This window comes from Trinickia diaoshuihuensis, from assembly GCF_003390925.1.
In the GTDB taxonomy this organism is placed as follows: domain Bacteria; phylum Pseudomonadota; class Gammaproteobacteria; order Burkholderiales; family Burkholderiaceae; genus Trinickia; species Trinickia diaoshuihuensis.
The window spans coordinates 231,375-246,962 of record NZ_QUBS01000027.1; the positions used below are offsets into that span (position 1 = coordinate 231,375).

At 64.5% G+C, this 15,588-nt stretch carries 11 protein-coding genes and 1 pseudogene; 7 read left to right on the plus strand and 5 right to left on the minus strand.

What is annotated here, in order from left to right:
* The first annotated feature begins 155 nt into the window (after positions 1-155).
* Positions 156-407 carry a hypothetical protein gene (locus DXT59_RS09105; protein ID WP_116136567.1) on the plus strand — a complete coding sequence of 84 codons (252 nt, stop codon included), beginning with the start codon at positions 156-158 and terminating at the stop codon, positions 405-407.
* A gap of 30 nt (positions 408-437) precedes the next feature.
* Here the strand turns inward: DXT59_RS09105 and ppsA are convergent, their stop codons facing one another.
* On the minus strand, positions 438-2,855 hold the full coding sequence (gene ppsA, locus DXT59_RS09110) for a phosphoenolpyruvate synthase (protein ID WP_116136568.1): 2,418 nt from the start codon (positions 2,853-2,855) through the stop codon (positions 438-440).
* Between the two features lie 99 nt (positions 2,856-2,954).
* A complete protein-coding gene (locus tag DXT59_RS09115; RefSeq protein ID WP_116136569.1) occupies positions 2,955-3,428 on the minus strand; it encodes a hypothetical protein in 474 nt (157 codons plus the stop codon).
* Between the two features lie 327 nt (positions 3,429-3,755).
* Between DXT59_RS09115 and DXT59_RS09125 the strand changes: the two genes are divergently transcribed.
* Together DXT59_RS09125 and DXT59_RS09130 are read left to right on the plus strand one after the other, a co-directional pair.
* The gene (locus tag DXT59_RS09125; RefSeq protein WP_116136571.1) at positions 3,756-4,553 is read left to right on the plus strand and encodes an ABC transporter substrate-binding protein; all 798 of its coding nucleotides are present in this window, start codon (positions 3,756-3,758) and stop codon (positions 4,551-4,553) included.
* A gap of 179 nt (positions 4,554-4,732) precedes the next feature.
* Entirely contained in the window at positions 4,733-6,073 is a 1,341-nt protein-coding gene (locus tag DXT59_RS09130) for an EAL and HDOD domain-containing protein (protein WP_420823377.1), read from the plus strand.
* A 43-nt stretch (positions 6,074-6,116) separates the two neighbouring features.
* On the opposite strand, the gene DXT59_RS09135 is transcribed toward DXT59_RS09130, so the two are convergent.
* Together DXT59_RS09135 and DXT59_RS09140 are read right to left on the minus strand one after the other, a co-directional pair.
* Positions 6,117-7,571, minus strand: a complete 1,455-nt coding sequence (locus DXT59_RS09135) for an HDOD domain-containing protein (protein WP_116136572.1) — start codon at positions 7,569-7,571, stop codon at positions 6,117-6,119.
* Positions 7,572-7,607: 36 nt separating this feature from the next.
* Entirely contained in the window at positions 7,608-9,458 is a 1,851-nt protein-coding gene (locus DXT59_RS09140) for a putative bifunctional diguanylate cyclase/phosphodiesterase (RefSeq protein WP_116136573.1), read from the minus strand.
* A gap of 341 nt (positions 9,459-9,799) precedes the next feature.
* Here DXT59_RS09140 and DXT59_RS09145 point away from each other — a divergent pair, with 341 nt between their 5' ends.
* The 4 genes from DXT59_RS09145 (at position 9,800) to DXT59_RS09160 (ending at position 15,274) form a co-directional block, all read left to right on the plus strand.
* A complete protein-coding gene (locus DXT59_RS09145; RefSeq protein ID WP_116136574.1) occupies positions 9,800-11,110 on the plus strand; it encodes an EAL and HDOD domain-containing protein in 1,311 nt (436 codons plus the stop codon).
* Between the two features lie 152 nt (positions 11,111-11,262).
* Positions 11,263-11,826 carry a peroxiredoxin gene (locus DXT59_RS09150; protein ID WP_116136575.1) on the plus strand — a complete coding sequence of 188 codons (564 nt, stop codon included), beginning with the start codon at positions 11,263-11,265 and terminating at the stop codon, positions 11,824-11,826.
* Positions 11,827-12,053: 227 nt separating this feature from the next.
* Positions 12,054-14,246 carry a hypothetical protein gene (locus DXT59_RS09155; RefSeq protein ID WP_116136576.1) on the plus strand — a complete coding sequence of 731 codons (2,193 nt, stop codon included), beginning with the start codon at positions 12,054-12,056 and terminating at the stop codon, positions 14,244-14,246.
* A gap of 152 nt (positions 14,247-14,398) precedes the next feature.
* Complete coding sequence (locus DXT59_RS09160; RefSeq protein ID WP_116136577.1) at positions 14,399-15,274, plus strand: DMT family transporter; 876 nt, start codon at positions 14,399-14,401, stop codon at positions 15,272-15,274.
* 55 nt (positions 15,275-15,329) lie between these two features.
* Here the strand turns inward: DXT59_RS09160 and DXT59_RS09165 are convergent.
* Positions 15,330-15,588: pseudogene (locus DXT59_RS09165) on the minus strand (hypothetical protein); the annotation flags it as partial.

Genomic DNA, 15,588 nt, shown 5'->3' on the forward strand with positions numbered 1-15,588 from the left:
CGCTTGTAGTCCGGCGCCGACAAAGGGCGGCAACGCTTGACGCGATTCTCGGCAGCCGCTGATTTCTATCCGAAAGGCCGTTGCCGATACTGTGTTCAAGAGCGTGGCCGCCGGCATCGAGCGGGTCCGCCGGGCAACGAGTCAGGAGACGAGCGATGGGTGCCGACAAGATTTCGCTACGGGCGCTGGTGGACAAGTGGCTTGCACCGACGATCGCTTCCCCCGCGCGCGTGCTTCGTACAGGCCGGATGGTCGGCAACCGTGCGCGCTATGTCTGCGTGGAGATGCGCGGGCGGGACGGCGTCCGTTCGATTTTTCTATTTCGCCATGGCGACGGTTCCTGGTGCGTGTACCCGCCCGCGCAGGCTCGACCGGCGATGTGTTGTGTCAGCGGCGGCATTCGCTGAGCGCGCCCGTTACCGCCCCGTCCCTTCTCATTACGCGTCGCGCACAGGAGCGTTGGCGATCTCGGCCTCGGCCTGCGCGACGCGTCTTTTCACGGTGACGAAGCTATCGGGCGTCACGGAAATCGAATCGATCCCGCACTCGACGAGAAACCGCGCGAACCTCGGCCGGTCGCTCGGCGCTTGCCCGCACAGGCCTACCTTCGCTCCCGAGCGATGCGCCGATTCGATGACGCGGGCGATCATCCATTTGACGGCATCGTCTTCCTCGTCGAACAGTGCCGCGAGTTCAGCCGCGTCACGGTCCACGCCCAGCGTGAGTTGCGTCAGATCGTTGCTGCCGATCGAAAAGCCGTCGAATCGCCGCGCGAAGGCTTCAGCCAAGATGACGTTCGACGGTATCTCGCACATGACGTAGACCTGCAGACCGCGCTGACCGCGAGCGAGGCCGTGCTCAGCCATGACCGCGAGCACGCGATCGGCCTCCTTCGGCGAGCGGCAGAACGGCACCATGACAATGACGTTTTCGAAACCGAGTTCGCCCCGCAGGCGTTCGATGGCCCGGCATTCGAGCGCAAAGCCTTCACGATAGCGCGGCGAATCGTAACGGGCGGCGCCGCGAAAACCGAGCATCGGGTTTTCTTCATGCGGTTCGAACGCGGCGCCGCCGATCAGATTCGCATACTCATTGGTCTTGAAGTCGCTCAGCCGCACGATGACCGGATGAGGATATTGGACGGCGGCGATGCGTGCGAGTCCGCGCGCGAGCCGATCGACGAAATACTCCGTGCGCGGGGCATATCCTTGCGTGAGCGCGGCGATCGTACGTTTGGTGTCGTCCTCGGGCAGCGAGTCGTAGCGAACGAGGGCCATCGGATGAATCTTGATCGCATTGCCGACGACGAATTCCATCCGCGCGAGTCCCACGCCGTCGGCCGGCAAGCGCCACCAACGCAACGCCGCGGCGGGGTTCGCTAGATTGAGCATGATCTCGGTACGTGTCCGCGGCAGCCGGCTGAAATCGATCGATTCGACATCGAACTCGCCGCGGCCCGCATAGACGAACCCGTCGCTGCCCTGCGCGCACGAGACCGTGATTTCTTGTTCGTCGTGCAACTCATGCGTCGCGTTTCCCGTGCCGACGATGGCGGGCAGCCCGAGCTCGCGGCTCACGATCGCCGCATGGGAGGTGCGTCCGCCGTGATCGGTGACGATCGCTCCGGCGCGCCGCATCAGCGGGACCCAGTCAGGATCGGTGTTCTGCGTGACGAGGATCGCGCCGTCCACGAAGCGCGCGGCCTCGCGAGGATGTTCGATCACGCATACGCGGCCGGTCGCGATCGCCTCGCCCACGGCCACGCCCGTCAGCAACAGCGTACCGGCTTGCCGCAGCCGGTACGTCTTGATCGCGCTGGCCTCGCGCCGCGACTGCACGGTCTCGGGCCGCGCTTGAACGATGAACATCGCGCCGCTTGCGCCATCTTTGGCCCACTCCATATCCATCGGTTGGCCATAGTGCGCCTCGATCGCGCAGGCCGAGCGCGCGAGTGCGAGGATCTCGTCGTCGGCGAGCACGTAGCGCGCGCGTTCGGCCTTCGAGGTTGGCACGTTCTTCGTCGTACGCTCGCCTTCACGCGCGTAGATCATTTTCTGCGCCTTGCCGCCGAGCTTTTTTTCGATGATCGGGCGAAGCGCGCGGTCTGTCAGCAAGGGCTTGAACACCTCGTATTCGTCCGGGTCGACGGCCCCTTGCACCACGTTTTCCCCGAGCCCCCACGACGCATCGATAACGACGATCTTGTCGCAGCCTGTTTCCGTGTCGATCGAAAACATCACGCCGGCCGCGCCCAGGTCTGAGCGGACCATGCGCTGGATGCCGACCGACAGCGCGACGCGCAAGTGATCGAAGCCTTTCGCTTCGCGATAGCTGATCGCGCGATCGGTAAAGAGCGACGCGTAGCAGCGGCGGCAGGCGGCGAGCAGCGCGTGCTCCCCGCGCACGTGTAGGAACGTTTCCTGTTGGCCGGCGAAGCTGGCGTCGGGCAAGTCCTCGGCCGTCGCGCTCGAGCGCACGGCGACGTCGGCTTCGCTTTCGCCGAGTTCCTCGGACAGCCGCCGGTATGCTGCTGTGATTGCCGCGGAGAGTTCGGCGGGCCATTCGCCCTGCGCGATGCAACGGCGAATCGCGTCGCCGGCTTGCGCCAGCGTGAGCTTGCCGACCGTGTAAGCGGCGAGCGTGGACGCAATGGTCTCGCGCAGCGCATTGGCGTCGATGAAACGCCAATAGGCATCGGCGGTCGTGGCGAAGCCGGGCGGCACGCGCACGCCTTCGCCCGATAGCGTGGCGAACATCTCGCCGAGCGAGGCATTCTTGCCGCCCACGCGCGCAACATCGGTCCGGCGGATCTCATCGAACCGCAGCACGGCCGGGGCGTTCGTGATCGCTTTCATGAATGGCTCCCATGCGTCGCGACGAGCGGACGCGCAAGTTTCGGCAATGACGCGGGGGGCCTCGCGCGGCCCCGGCCTCGTCCCCGTCCCCGGCCGGCCTCAGATGCTGATGTAGCCTTCGAAGGTCCACGGCAGGCGCAATCGCGAGGCGGCGCCCGCCGCTTCGGGCAACTCGAACGCCGTGCCGAAAAAACCTGGGCTGCCGTCTTTCGCAAAGACCGGGACGAACGAAAAGACGTCGTTGACGGAGACGAGAAACTCCGGGTTGAACGGCGAGGGCGCATAGATCGCGACACGGTTGAAGAACGGCGGGCACGGCGCGTTCAGTGGCGACCCGACCGCATGCGTGGCGAGCGTTCCGCGCGTTTCGTAGCGCGCAGGCACCTGGAACCTGTGATCGCCGTGCTCGAGCGTCTCGCCCGGGCTGAAGACGAGTTCGGCGCCCGGGTAGGGCAATGCGTACAGCGGTTGCGTGACGGGCCCGTCAGGGCCGATCGCGAGCGGCGGGTGCGCCGACAGCGATAGCGTCAGCGGGGTTGCGCGTTGCGCAAAATATTCTGCCAGCCAGTTCATGATCGTGCGTCTCCGCTGCGATGCCGATGCGCCGCGAGGGCCGCGATCGCTCATGCCAATCGATTTTGGCGAGCAGCGAAGCGCGGCCGTTGATATGGGTCAAAGGCCCGTCGCGCACTTGCCGCCGAGCGACATGCAATTGCGTCTTCCTCCCGCCGCATCGTACCGGCTTGCCCGCGCCGCCACGCGCGATGGCCGTACAATGCCGGTCCCGTGTGTCTTGTGCGCCGCATCAACCGCGCATCGGGCATTTGAACGGTAATTTTGGCGCGGCGACGATGCGCGCCAAGCGTCAACCCGGTATCAACTCTGTCTAGGATCTACCTGATGAAATCGAACTTGCGCAAAAAGATGTCGCTCGCACTCATCGCGGCGACGGCAGTGGCTGCGGCCGGCAGCGTATCCGCGGCGGATCTGAAGCAGTTGCGCTTCGGCCTGGAGGCGTCGTACGCCCCGTTCGAGTCGAAGAGCCCGTCGGGACAACTGCAAGGCTTCGATGTCGATGTCGGCAATGCCGTCTGCGCGAAGCTGAACGTCAAATGCGTATGGGTCGAAAACGACTTCGACGGTCTCATTCCCGCCTTGCAAGCGCGCAAGTTCGACGCGATCAACTCCGACATGACGATCACCGATCAGCGCAAGCAAGCGATCGACTTCACCGATCCGATCTACACGATCCCGAATCAGTTGATCGCCAAGAAGGGCAGCGGCTTGCAGCCGAGCGCCGCTTCGCTCAAGGGCAAGCACGTGGGCGTCCTGCAAGGCACGATCCAAGAAACGTATGCGAAGGCCAAGTGGGCGCCGGCCGGCATCGACGTCGTCTCGTATCAAACGCAAGATCAAGTTTACGGCGATCTGGCCTCGGGCCGGCTCGACGCCGCGTTCCAAGATTCGGAGGCGGCGTCCAAGGGCTTCTTGAAGCGCCCGCAAGGCGCAGGCTTCGAGTTCGCGGGTCCCACGGTATCGGATGAGAAGCTGCTCGGCTCGGGCGTCGGCTACGGCGTGCGCAAGGGCGATACGGCACTGCTCGCTCAATTGAACGGCGCATTGAAAGCGCTCAAGGCCGACGGCACGATCGAGAAGATCGCGGCCAAGTATTTCGACGTGAAAGTGGTTCTGAAATAATCGTCGGCGGGTGACGGCGCGCGCCATGCGCGGTGCGGCGAAAACCGCGCCGCGCGTCGTGCGCGCCCTCGATTTTTCGTCACGACTTTACGGTTATAATCGCCCCAACTTGCGCGGAGAAAAGACGTCCAGACCAGCGTCGCGCAGCTAAATCGTAAGAAAAAGAAAGGAGAGCGGCGATGGGGACGATGACAGACTCGGCGCAGCGCCCGGCGGTTGCCGCAGTCCTATCCGATCCGGCCCACGCCGGCCACGTGCGCTATCCCGCCAGGGCACCGATTCTCGACGCCGACGGTTTGCTGCGCGGCTTCGAATTGCATCTGCGTGAATTACCCGTCGATGCGGGCGATGAGCCCGACGTCCGCAAAGCGACCGATGCCGCGGCCGCGCATCTGCTCGACGCGCTCGGTGCAAGCGAGGTACGTACCGCGCTGTCGGGGCACCACGGCTACCTCAATGTCAGCCGTCCGCTGCTTTTTTCCGATGCCATCGCGCGTCTTGCCCCCGATCGCTTCTACCTGGAAATATCGTCCGAACTCGCCGTCGACGCGGAGTTGATCGCGCGCCTGGTAACGCTCCATGCCAGACGCTACCGTTTCGTCATCGACGACTTGCGCAAGCCCGATGAGGCCTTCGCGAAGCTGCTGCCCTACGCGTACGCCGTCAAAATCGACCCGGCGCGCTTCGATCCCGATCTGTTGCAGCGACTCACGAAGGCGCTGAAGTCGGCCGGTAAGCTCTTGATCGCGCTCAATATCGAAACCCACGAGGCCTTCGAGCAGGCGAAGGCGCTGCACTTCGATTTGTTCCAAGGCTACTTTTTCGCGCGCGGCGGCAAGCAGGGCGGGCGCCGCGTGAATGCGCCGCGTCAGGCGCTGCTCAATTTGCTGCGTCTGCTGTCGGCGGACCCGAGCGTCGCACAGCTAGAAGCCGAACTGAAGCTCAATCCCGTTCTCGTCATGCACTTGATGCGCCTGGCCAATTCGGGCGAGGCGAGCATCGGCCGCAAGGTGGCCACACTGCGCGACGCGATCAACGCAACCGGCACGAACCGCATCGCGCGCTGGACTCAACTGCTGCTTTACGCCGACGGCCGCAAGGTTCCGCTGGAGCAAGATCCGCTCGTTCAGTTGGCCGCCACGCGGGCGCGATTCATGGAGCTGGCATCGACACGGCTCGCTTCGGCCAATCGCAAAGTAGTGGACGGCGCGTTTCTGACGGGGGTGTTCTCGCTCGTCGATGCCGTGTTCGGCGATACGCTCGAAAACACACTCGATGCGCTCACGCTCGCGAGCCATATCCGCGCGGCGATCTTGCGGCGGGAAGGGCCGCTCGGCACGCTGCTCGGCGCCATCGAAGCGCTCGAGCGCGGCGATTGGGAGGCGCTCGATCGAGCGAGCGCCGCGCTTGCGCCGCTGACGTCGTGCGAGCTTGCGCAGATCGCGATCGGCGCGGCCGCATGGGCCAGCGCGGCCGATCAAAGCAAGGAAAACGAGGGGCTCGAGCGGATCGAGGAGTGAGGCGCGCCGGGGCAGTGCGCCCCGGCGGCAACGAAGTGCTGCGTCAGAGCGTTTCCAATTCCCGCGCCGGCGCGTGCGCGAAAAAACGCCCCAGTTCGCGCGCGAGTTCATTGAGCGCGCTCATCTGCGTCTGCGAGACCTTACGCGGCTCTTCCGAGAGCGACCAGTCGCCATAGAGCAGGGCGACCGTCGATTGATGCGCGGTGACGGGCAGCAGGACGAACGAACGCGCATCGTCGAACGCATTGCGATACCACATCGGCAGGCGCGCCAACATCTTCGGGTCGCGCGCATTTTCGATGAAAATTCCCACCGAATTGGCGATCGCGAGATGAAAGACGTCCGGCTCGAACGCTTCCTTGAAGAACAGAGAAGGCAGCGCGCGTTCGACGTCGCGGCCGAAACCGAGGCGGGCCTTGTAAAAACCCGAGCCCTGGCGCACGAATACGACGGTGCGCGTAAAGCTCAAACCGGCCAATACCGTTTCCGAGGCCAGCGCGAGCACCGGCGCGAGCGCGTTTTCCGAGGGCAGCGCGCGCAGGTCTTCCAGGCCGGCCGCGATGCGCGCTTCGGCGTTGACGCTTGCGCGAGCGATGGCATCGGCGTTCGCGCGCAACTCGTCGATTTCGCGCATGAAGCCTTCGCCGGCTTCTTCGCGCGCTAGCGCGACGGTCATTTGCACGAGTTCATCGGGCTCGCTGCCGAGCGCACGGCCGTAATGCTGCGCCAATTCGGCGATCTGCACTTCGCGGGTATGTTCGGCCATGTCGGCCGCGCTCAACACGCCGGCCACGTCCGTGGAAAAATTGGTGACGGCCCGCAGCCAATGTATCTGCGGCGGTTCCTTCGCATCGGGCTCGTAGTTGCCCATGCCCGCGCGAATCGTATCGGGCAGGCGCCAGCGCGTGGCCGCCTCTTGCCCGAGTTCCTCGAAGCTGACGCCGAGCACGGCCGCGCAGGCCGCGCTTTCGTCCATGTCTCCCGCGCTCGCCTTCCGGCGAATCTGTTCCCATTCCGCTTCGAGGTAAAAGACGACGAGCAGCTTGCCGACCTGCCGCATGAGCGTGCATACGACGGCTTCCTCGCCTTCGCGCAGATCGCCGTGTTCGGTGAGCTTGCGCGCCACGCAGCCCGAGAGCATCGTGCGATTCAATTCGAGCTTCGCATCGATGCGGTGCGGCGCGCTGTGATGGAAGTGATCGACGAGCTTCAAGCCGACAACGAGATGACCGACGGCGTCCATGCCGAGTACCATCAGCGCACGCGTGACGGTGGTGATGTTGCCGCCGAACGCCATGTACATGGCCGAGTTCGCGAGCCGCAGCACCTTTTGCGTCAGCGCGAAATCCGATAGCACGACTTGTACGAGTCCCGTGAAATCGAGGTCGTCGTTCTTCATGGCCGCCATCGTCGTGCGCAACGATTGCGACAGCATCGGAAAGTCGCCGCGCTCGCTCATGCGCGCCCACAGCTTATCGAGCAGCGCCGCCTTTACCATGTGAATCTCGTTCGAACCATACGGATATTTGTTTATCTATACCGCCGCCGTGGTCACGCCCGCCTCGTGCAGATGCAGCACGCGGTCCTCGAAGCGTTTCGCCAACTCATCGGACGGCAATGCCTTGCAAACCAGCCAACCTTGAATGTGATCGCAGCCCATCGAGGTCAGCAGCTCGCGCTGCGCTTCGGTCTCGACGCCCTCGGCGACGAGTTCGAGTTCGAGCGTTTGGGCGAGGCCGACCACGGCGGACACGATCGCTTGATCGTTGCGAGAGGTTAGCAGGTTCTCGACGAAACTGCGGTCGATCTTTAGCTTCGCCAGCGGAAAACGTTGCAGATATGCCAGCGACGAGTAGCCGGTGCCGAAATCGTCGACGGCGAAGCGAATCCCGATCGTGGTCAGCTCTTCGAGCAGGACCTTCGCGTGGGCCGGATCCTGCATGAGCAGCGATTCGGTGATCTCGAACACGAGCCGGCTGGGATCGACGCCCGTCAGCGCCAGGGCGTCCCGCACGTTTTGCGTGAAGCGGGGATCGCGGAACTGCTGCGGCGAAACGTTGACGGCGACATATTGCAGCACGATGCCCTGCGCGTCCCACTGCATGAGCTGCATGCAGGCGATCTTCAGGACCCAGTTGCCGAGGTAGTTGATCAGCCCGATCGATTCGGCAAGCGGGATGAAAGTCGAGGGCGGAACGAACCCATGCACGGGATGATGCCAGCGGATCAGCGCCTCCACGCCGACGACACCGCGGCTGTGACTGCTCGTGATCGGCTGGAAATGCAGGGAAAACTCGCCGTTGCGCACGCCGTCGTAGAGGTCGGCCTCCAGTTTGAGGCGCTCCGCGTCGGCGGGATCGGCATGCGCCGTATGGAACGCGAGCGTATTGCTGCCGGAGGCCTTGGCTTGGGCGAGCGCCTGATCGGCGCGGCGAAGCAACTGGTCGTAGTAACCGGAGGCGCCGGTATCGTGCGCGGGGTCCGGATAAAGCGCCACGCCGACGCTGGCCGAGAGGTGTACGGGCTGGCCGTCCACCGCGTACGGCTGTTGAACGGCCGTCATGAAGCGCCGGCCGAGCGCCTCGGCCTGCTGGGCGGCCAATTCGCGCGTGCCCGCACGGACCAAAACGGCGAATTCGTCGCTGGTTACGCGGGCGAGCATGTCGTCGGCCGTCACGAGCGCCTCGAGCCGGCGCGCCGTTTCCCGTAGCAGCGTGTCGCCGGCGTCGTAGCCGAGTGCCCGGTTCACGCGTTGGTAATCGTCGAGATCGACCAGCAGCAGGGCGGCGCCGCTGCCGTTCGCATCGGCCTCCTCCTGCGCCCGCTTGACGGCGGCGGTGAGCGCCAGCGCATTCGCCAGGCCCGTCATCCGGTCGCTGTGCAACTCGTAGGTCAGTCTTTCCTCGTTGGCGCGCCACGCCGAGACGTCGAATGCGCTGATCGCGAAGCCCGCCGTGCCGGCATGACTGCTCGCGACCACCCGCATCTCGACCGCGATCGGGTACGTTAACGATTTCATCAAGTGCAACGTGGCGCGCTCGACGCGGCCGCTTTCGGCGGCGCGGGCGATGAGCGCGTCGAGCGTGTGCATTTCGCCGCTCGGCACCAACTCGTGCAGCGACACCGTTTGCAAGTACTCGCGCCGGTAGCCGATGAACCGAAGGCTCGCGTCGGAGACGTATAGAAAGCGCAAATGCTTGTCCACGTGCGCCAAGAAATCGACCGCGCCCAGCGTTTTTTCGAGTTGCAACGTTAGGGTGCCGCGTTCGTCGCCGATATCGAAGGCGTCTGGGTGTGCGCGCGCTCTACCCGCGCGCAAGCGCAGCAGGTCAAGAGCCGCGCGCCAGGCGCTGCGGCGAGATGCGCCGGTTGATTTTGCTTGCATTCGTTCTCGCTGGCGACCGAAGTCGATCGGGCAGAGGGCGCAGGCCGTACGCCACCTCGCCATACCTCCTATCAGGACTCTTTATCGGCGACGCGTAAGAATTCTTTAGGGACAATGTACGTAAATCCAACGAAACTTGAGTCGGGATTGGCCCCGACATGCTTTTGCGGCACATTTTGTGGACAATGGGAGCGCGTCGAGCGGGGAAGGGCACGGGGTCCGGCCCTTTCCCGGCTCCGAGCAGTGCACGATGGAGGGATTCCCGGCCTTGTTTCAGGACGTGGCGGCGGCCCTGACCGCTCGCGACGCGCTCGTTTGTTCTACACCAAGCTGGATCAGTTATGGCCGAAATTTCGATCGTCCGCACGGATGCGCCGCCCGTATGCGAAGCGCGCGCCCAATGCGAAATCGACTGTCTTTACCTCGGGCGTCAGCCGATCGTCGCGCGAGGCGGAGCCCTAGCGGCCTATGAGTTGCTCTTTCGCGAGAGCGAGGTCAACCGCGCGTTCATCTGCGACGATGCTCGCGCCACCGCGCGCGTCGTCGTGAACACGATGTGCAGCATGGGCGTGTCGGTGACGCTGGGCCCGCATCGCGGTTATGTGAACATGTGTCGCGATATGCTCTTCGACGACGCCGTGATGTTGCTGCCGCCCGAACGCTTTGTGCTCGAAGTGCTCGAAACGGTGTGCGTGGATGCGCCGCTGATCGAGCGCATCGACAAGCTGCGCCGCGTCGGTTTCAAAGTGGCGCTCGACGATATCATCGATCTGTCGGATGCGCTGACGGCGCTGTTGCCGCATGTCGATATCGTCAAGGTGGACTTTCTATCCGCCCACCGCGAGAGGTTGCCCGCGTTGGCCGAAGCCGTGAAAGCGCACGGTAAGACGCTCGTCGCCGAAAAGGTGGAGACGCATGAGGATTACGCGCTTGCGCGTGAACTCGGCTTCGATCTCTTTCAAGGCTACTTCTTCGCCCGTCCGCAAGTGCTGTCGGCGCGGCGCGGCGACCCGTCGCGGCAGTCGTTGCTGCGGATGCTCGCGTTGATCGCCTCGGAGGCGCCGCTCGTCGAACTCGAGCAAGAACTGAAGCGCAGCCCCGACGTCGTCATGCAGCTTTTGCGGCTCGTCAATTCGAGCGCCTATGGGCTCGGGCGGCGCATCGGCTCGGTGCGCGAGGCGATTCTCGCGGCCGGTACGAGGCAGATCGCACGCTGGGCGCAGTTGCTGCTTTACGCATCGAGCGGGGAGTTGTCGTGGCGCTCCGATCCTTTGGCGCAGCTCGTCGGCGCCCGCTCGCGCTTCATGGAATTGGCTGCGGCCCGTGTTCGGCCCGATAGCGAACGATTCGTCGATCGCGCCTTCATGACGGGCGTGTTTTCGCTCGTGCACGTGCTGCTCGGCGATGCCGAGCCGGGCGATTCGCTCGTGCAAGTCGGGCTCGTGGCGGAGATCAGCGATGCCATCGTGCATCGCGCCGGACCGCTCGGCGCGATGCTCACGATCGCCGAAGCGGCGGAGCGCGGCGCACACGAACGCGCGGCGCGCGAACTGGCGCGCGTGCATCCGGAGCTTGGCGCCCTTACGCCGTCCGTGTTCGCCGAGATCAACCTCGAAGCCGCGATGTGGGCGCGAGCGCACGAGGTGGCCTGAGCGGGGCACTTGCCGGCGCGAAAACCGCGGCCGTGGTTCAATAACGCGGCGTGCGCATCGAGGATGCCCCGGATGGGGTGCGGCTCGACGGCGCCCTTGCATGCGGCAGGGGCCTTTGTTCGCGCGCGCCAACCCTGTTCCGAGGAATCGCAATGAACCGAAGCTTGCACCGCGCTGCGTGCGCGGCCCTACTGGGCGCGGTCCTTTCCGTTTGTTCGCTCGATGCGTCGGCCGTGCTGAAGGTGGGCGAGAAGGCGCCGGCTTTCACGACCGAGGCATCGCTCGGCGGCAACGCCTATTCGTATTCGCTCGCCGACGCGTTGAAGAACGGCCCCGTCGTCCTGTACTTCTATCCCGCCGCGTTCACGAAAGGATGCACGATCGAGGCGCACGAGTTCGCCGATGCCGTCGACGAATACAAGCGCTACGGAGCGACTGTGATCGGCGTATCGCACGACGACATCGCGACGCTGAAGAAGTTTTCCGTCAGCGAATGCCGCAGCAAGTTCCCCGTGGCTGCCGACCCCGAGCGGCACATCATCGATGCCTATGACGCCGCGATGCCCCTCAAGAAGACGATGGCGAATCGAGTGTCGTATGTGATCGCCCCGGACGGCACGATCCTCTACGAATACACGAGCTTGTCGCCCGATCAGCATGTGAAGAACACGATGAGCGCCGTCCAGGAATGGGCGAAGCAACATCCGCGGCAATAACCGCCCGCGCATTTCCGCCCCGCGTTTGACGAACGGCGAGGGGCGGCGCCCGCGGCCGTTTTGTTGCGGCCTCCCCGTTTGGTGACGAGCCTCTACGATTTCGATACGGCGCAGCGTCGATAAAGCACGACAATCGAGACGTTGCGTAACGTCGAAAACTAGAGCGTTCGGCAGGATGCAGGCGGCTGCGATGCGGCGCGCCGCGCGGTTGCCGGGGAGGGGACGGCATGTTCGCTGGAAAGCGGCGATCGGCGCGCGTACGTTTGAGCGTTCGCGCGGCCGGATTATCCGCGTTGACGGGGGCGTTCATTGCTCTCGTATCGCTCGCGGGCTGCGGCGACGCGGCGCTGGCTGCCCGCGCGGAAGGCGCCGATGCGCCACCGCGTATCGAAGCGCTGAAGACACGGCAACTCGAACACGAGCGGCAAATACGGTTGCGCGTGCCGGCGGCAAGCGGCATGTCGATCAGCCGCACGCGCGAGGCGACGCTGCGCGATTCCGGGATCGGCGCGACTTTGCTGTTCGCGCGTGACGTCGATTTTCGGGTAACGGGCGGTTTAGGTTTCGTCATCCGCTCCATGGCCGCGACGATGAGGCCGACGCGGGCGGGCGAGCCTATCGTCTTCGACGATCCCACCAGTGTCGCCATCGATGTCCATCGCGGCGAAGTGACGCTCGATGCCGATCGCCTGACGGCCGTCTTCGGCCAGTACTTATTCGACTATGCGGGCACGCCGCTGCGCGATGTGCGCGTGGCCCCGGCCGGGGGCGAGTTGCGCGTGACGGGGCGGATGTGGCGCGGGGCGTGGGTACCTTTCGCGCTAGCCGGCCGGCTTACGCTCGGCTCACCCGGTACGCTCGTCTTTCATGCCACGCATGTGAGCGTCGCGGGCGTCGATGCCGACCGCATCATGCAGGCGGCCCATGTGAGCATGGCCGATTTGCTGACGATCGATACGCCGATCGCGCGGCTCAAGGGCGACGACATCGTCATGCTCGCTGCCCGGCTCATGCCGCCGCCCGTGCTGTCGATGACGATCGTCGGCGTGAACGTCGAGACGGGTGGCGTCACGCTCGTGCTCGACGATGGGACGCTCAAATCAATCGAGTGGCCCGCGCGGATGCCCGAGCGGGGCATGCTGCTCCTCGGCGGCGACGTCAAGTTCATGCGCTCGATGCCGATGAACCTCGATCTTGCGCTGCATCCGGTCGATGCGCATGCGCCGTTCGTGTTCGATCTATATCGCTATCGCGACCAACTCTCGGCGGGGTACATGACGTTCCAGGCCGACGGCGCATTGGACGTATTCGTTCCCACCGCGGCGCCGCCGGTGGCGGTCTCGCCGGGCTCGGCCCTCGCGCGCTACAACGATACGTTTTTGCTCGCCCAGCAGCATGCGCTCGATACGGCCCGCGAGCGCTGGCGTGCCACGAGCGATGGCTCCGGGCAGGCCGTTGCGTCCGCAACCGGCGCAGCAACTGCTCCGGCTCATGCCGCGGCGGATACCCCCGCACGGGTACGCGCATCCTGGCATGAGCCGAGCGTCGCGATGTCCGCCCCGAGCGAGCGTGCGTCGCAACCCGCGCCGACCTGCGCCCATTTGTCCAACGTCGACTTTTTCGTGACGGGCGGGATCGGTTTTCACGTGCGTACGCTCGATGTCCAAATGGTGCCCAAGCGCGCCGGCGATCCGGTCGATCTCGACGATCCGAATCAGTACGAGATCCGCATCGTCGGCGGCGAAGTCCTCGAGCCTTGGCCCGCGATGGCCGCGCTCTTCAACGATTATTTGCTCGACTATTCCCCGCGTTCGCTGAACGCGCTTTCGCTGGCCGCGCACGACGGCGTGCTCGACGTGACGGGCGGCATCAAGCTTTGGAATCATGTTCCGGGGGCGTGGCTGCCGCTGTCGATGACGGGAAAGATCGAGGTGCTCGACGCGCGGCATCTCGCTTACGTACCGAGCCGCGTGGCCGTGCTCGGCGTGCCGCAGGCCGATCTATTGCATCTATTGAGAATCCCGCTTGCCTGGTTGACGCCGTTCGATCGCAAGGGGGCGAGGTTATCGGGCGACCGCCTCGTCTTCGATCAATACACGGTGTTTCCCCCGCCGGTGCTCGCGGGCCGTTTGGCCAGCGCCGAGGTAACCGATCAGGGGCTCGTTCTGAAGTTCGCGCGCGACCCGGACGCCATCGTCGCGCATCCGCCCGCGAATGCGAGCGGCAGCTATGTGTGGATCGAGGGCGGGGACGTGAAGATGTTCGATGCGCTCGCCGTCAACGCACGCACGCTGATTCACGACGACAGCCGCGAGACCATGCGTTTCGACCTTTACGATTATCGGCGCGACGTCGCGCGCGGGCAGGTGCGGATGCGGCTCGACGGCACGCTGGACGTCTCGCTCGGGGGCGATCGGTAGCATATCGGCAGCCGCTTACTCGACAGGTCCGTATACCTCGAAAACCTGATAGTTAGCGCATTGGGTATTTAGTGAGATCGTGTTGGCCCAATTGAATTTCCGGACCTAATGACTTACTGTCTCTCCGATATTTTATCTGTCGATGTGGGCCGATGAGCACGACGTTACGTTCCGCTAAGCCCGAAATCGTTGCCGCGATTTTGCTTTGCCCGATTAGTCTGGCCAGTATGGGAATGCTGATCAAAGCGGCGGGCGGCGTACCCCAATCCGCGCTGTTGCTCGCACGCTTCGGGGTGCCCGCTTTGATCTATTGGGGCCTGCTGGCCGTCAAGCGCTACCCGTTCCGAACCATTCGGCCGCATAAGCATCTGTTGCGGGCCGCACTCGGCTTCCTATCGGTTTCAAGCTTGTTCGCAGCGATCGCACGCATTCCCTTGTCGACGGCGCTATGTCTGTCCTACACATTGCCGTTTTTCGCCTATGCGATCGGCATGCTTTCCAGGCGGCAACGCCCCGATGCGAGAGGATTGTGTGTCATCGGCGCGCTCGTCGGCGTCGCGTGCATGACCAATCCGAGCGCGCATGCCGACGTCGTCGGGATCGCATTCGGACTTGCCTCGGCGTTCTTCGGCGCGATCGCGCTTTACGAAATCAAACGGGTTGCACGAACCGAGGATGCCGATGCTGTGCTCCTCATGTATTTCACGATCTCGACGATCGGCTTGACGCTATATATCCTGCTCTTCGATGCGAGCGCCGAGCGGATGGCACATTCTTTTCCTTGGGGAACACTGACGCTGATCGGGCTGTGCGGCCTGCTATATCAAATCGGACTCGTGACTTCGCTCAAGGAAGCGTCGGTGTCCCTCGTCTCCATGTTTCTGCTGTTCTCGGTCGTGATCGGTTTCGCCGGCGATCGACTCTTGTTCGGAGCTACGTTCACGATCGTCGGGACCGTGGGACTTGTCGTGCTGGCCGCGAGCATCTTGTGCTTTCAGTACTTCGAAAGTTCGAAGCGATCGCAATAGACGCCGCGCTCAGGCAAGCGCCGACCCAGAGCCTGCCGTGGTCGACCGTCGAATATCAATAACCGGGCGGCGGCGGAGGCGGCGGCGTGTAATAGCGCCGCGTCTCATAGCCGTTGTCGTAGCCGGCAGGCATCGGCACGCGCTCGCCCGCCGCATACATGCACTGGACGTAGGCATAGTCGTAGCGCCGCTGAATGTCGTACGCCGAGCCTTGCGCGGTGCCCATGCCGATGGCGCCGCCCGTCAGAAGCCCGGCGCCGGCTCCGACGGCCGCGCCGCGTCCGCCGCCGAACGCGGCACCGGCCGCCGCGCCC

Excerpts from the sequence above, each read along its gene's own strand:
- DXT59_RS09130 (WP_420823377.1), top strand. The coding sequence starts at position 4,733 with ATGGGGACGATGACAGACTCGGCGCAGCGCCCGGCGGTTGCCGCAGTC.
- DXT59_RS09160 (WP_116136577.1), top strand. The coding sequence starts at position 14,399 with ATGAGCACGACGTTACGTTCCGCTAAGCCCGAAATCGTTGCCGCGATT.
- DXT59_RS09150 (WP_116136575.1), top strand. The coding sequence starts at position 11,263 with ATGAACCGAAGCTTGCACCGCGCTGCGTGCGCGGCCCTACTGGGCGCG.
- DXT59_RS09105 (WP_116136567.1), top strand. The coding sequence starts at position 156 with ATGGGTGCCGACAAGATTTCGCTACGGGCGCTGGTGGACAAGTGGCTT.
- ppsA (WP_116136568.1), bottom strand. The coding sequence starts at position 2,855 with ATGAAAGCGATCACGAACGCCCCGGCCGTGCTGCGGTTCGATGAGATC.
- DXT59_RS09115 (WP_116136569.1), bottom strand. The coding sequence starts at position 3,428 with ATGAACTGGCTGGCAGAATATTTTGCGCAACGCGCAACCCCGCTGACG.
- DXT59_RS09140 (WP_116136573.1), bottom strand. The coding sequence starts at position 9,458 with ATGCAAGCAAAATCAACCGGCGCATCTCGCCGCAGCGCCTGGCGCGCG.
- DXT59_RS09135 (WP_116136572.1), bottom strand. The coding sequence starts at position 7,571 with ATGGTAAAGGCGGCGCTGCTCGATAAGCTGTGGGCGCGCATGAGCGAG.
- DXT59_RS09145 (WP_116136574.1), top strand. The coding sequence starts at position 9,800 with ATGGCCGAAATTTCGATCGTCCGCACGGATGCGCCGCCCGTATGCGAA.
- DXT59_RS09155 (WP_116136576.1), top strand. The coding sequence starts at position 12,054 with ATGTTCGCTGGAAAGCGGCGATCGGCGCGCGTACGTTTGAGCGTTCGC.
- DXT59_RS09125 (WP_116136571.1), top strand. The coding sequence starts at position 3,756 with ATGAAATCGAACTTGCGCAAAAAGATGTCGCTCGCACTCATCGCGGCG.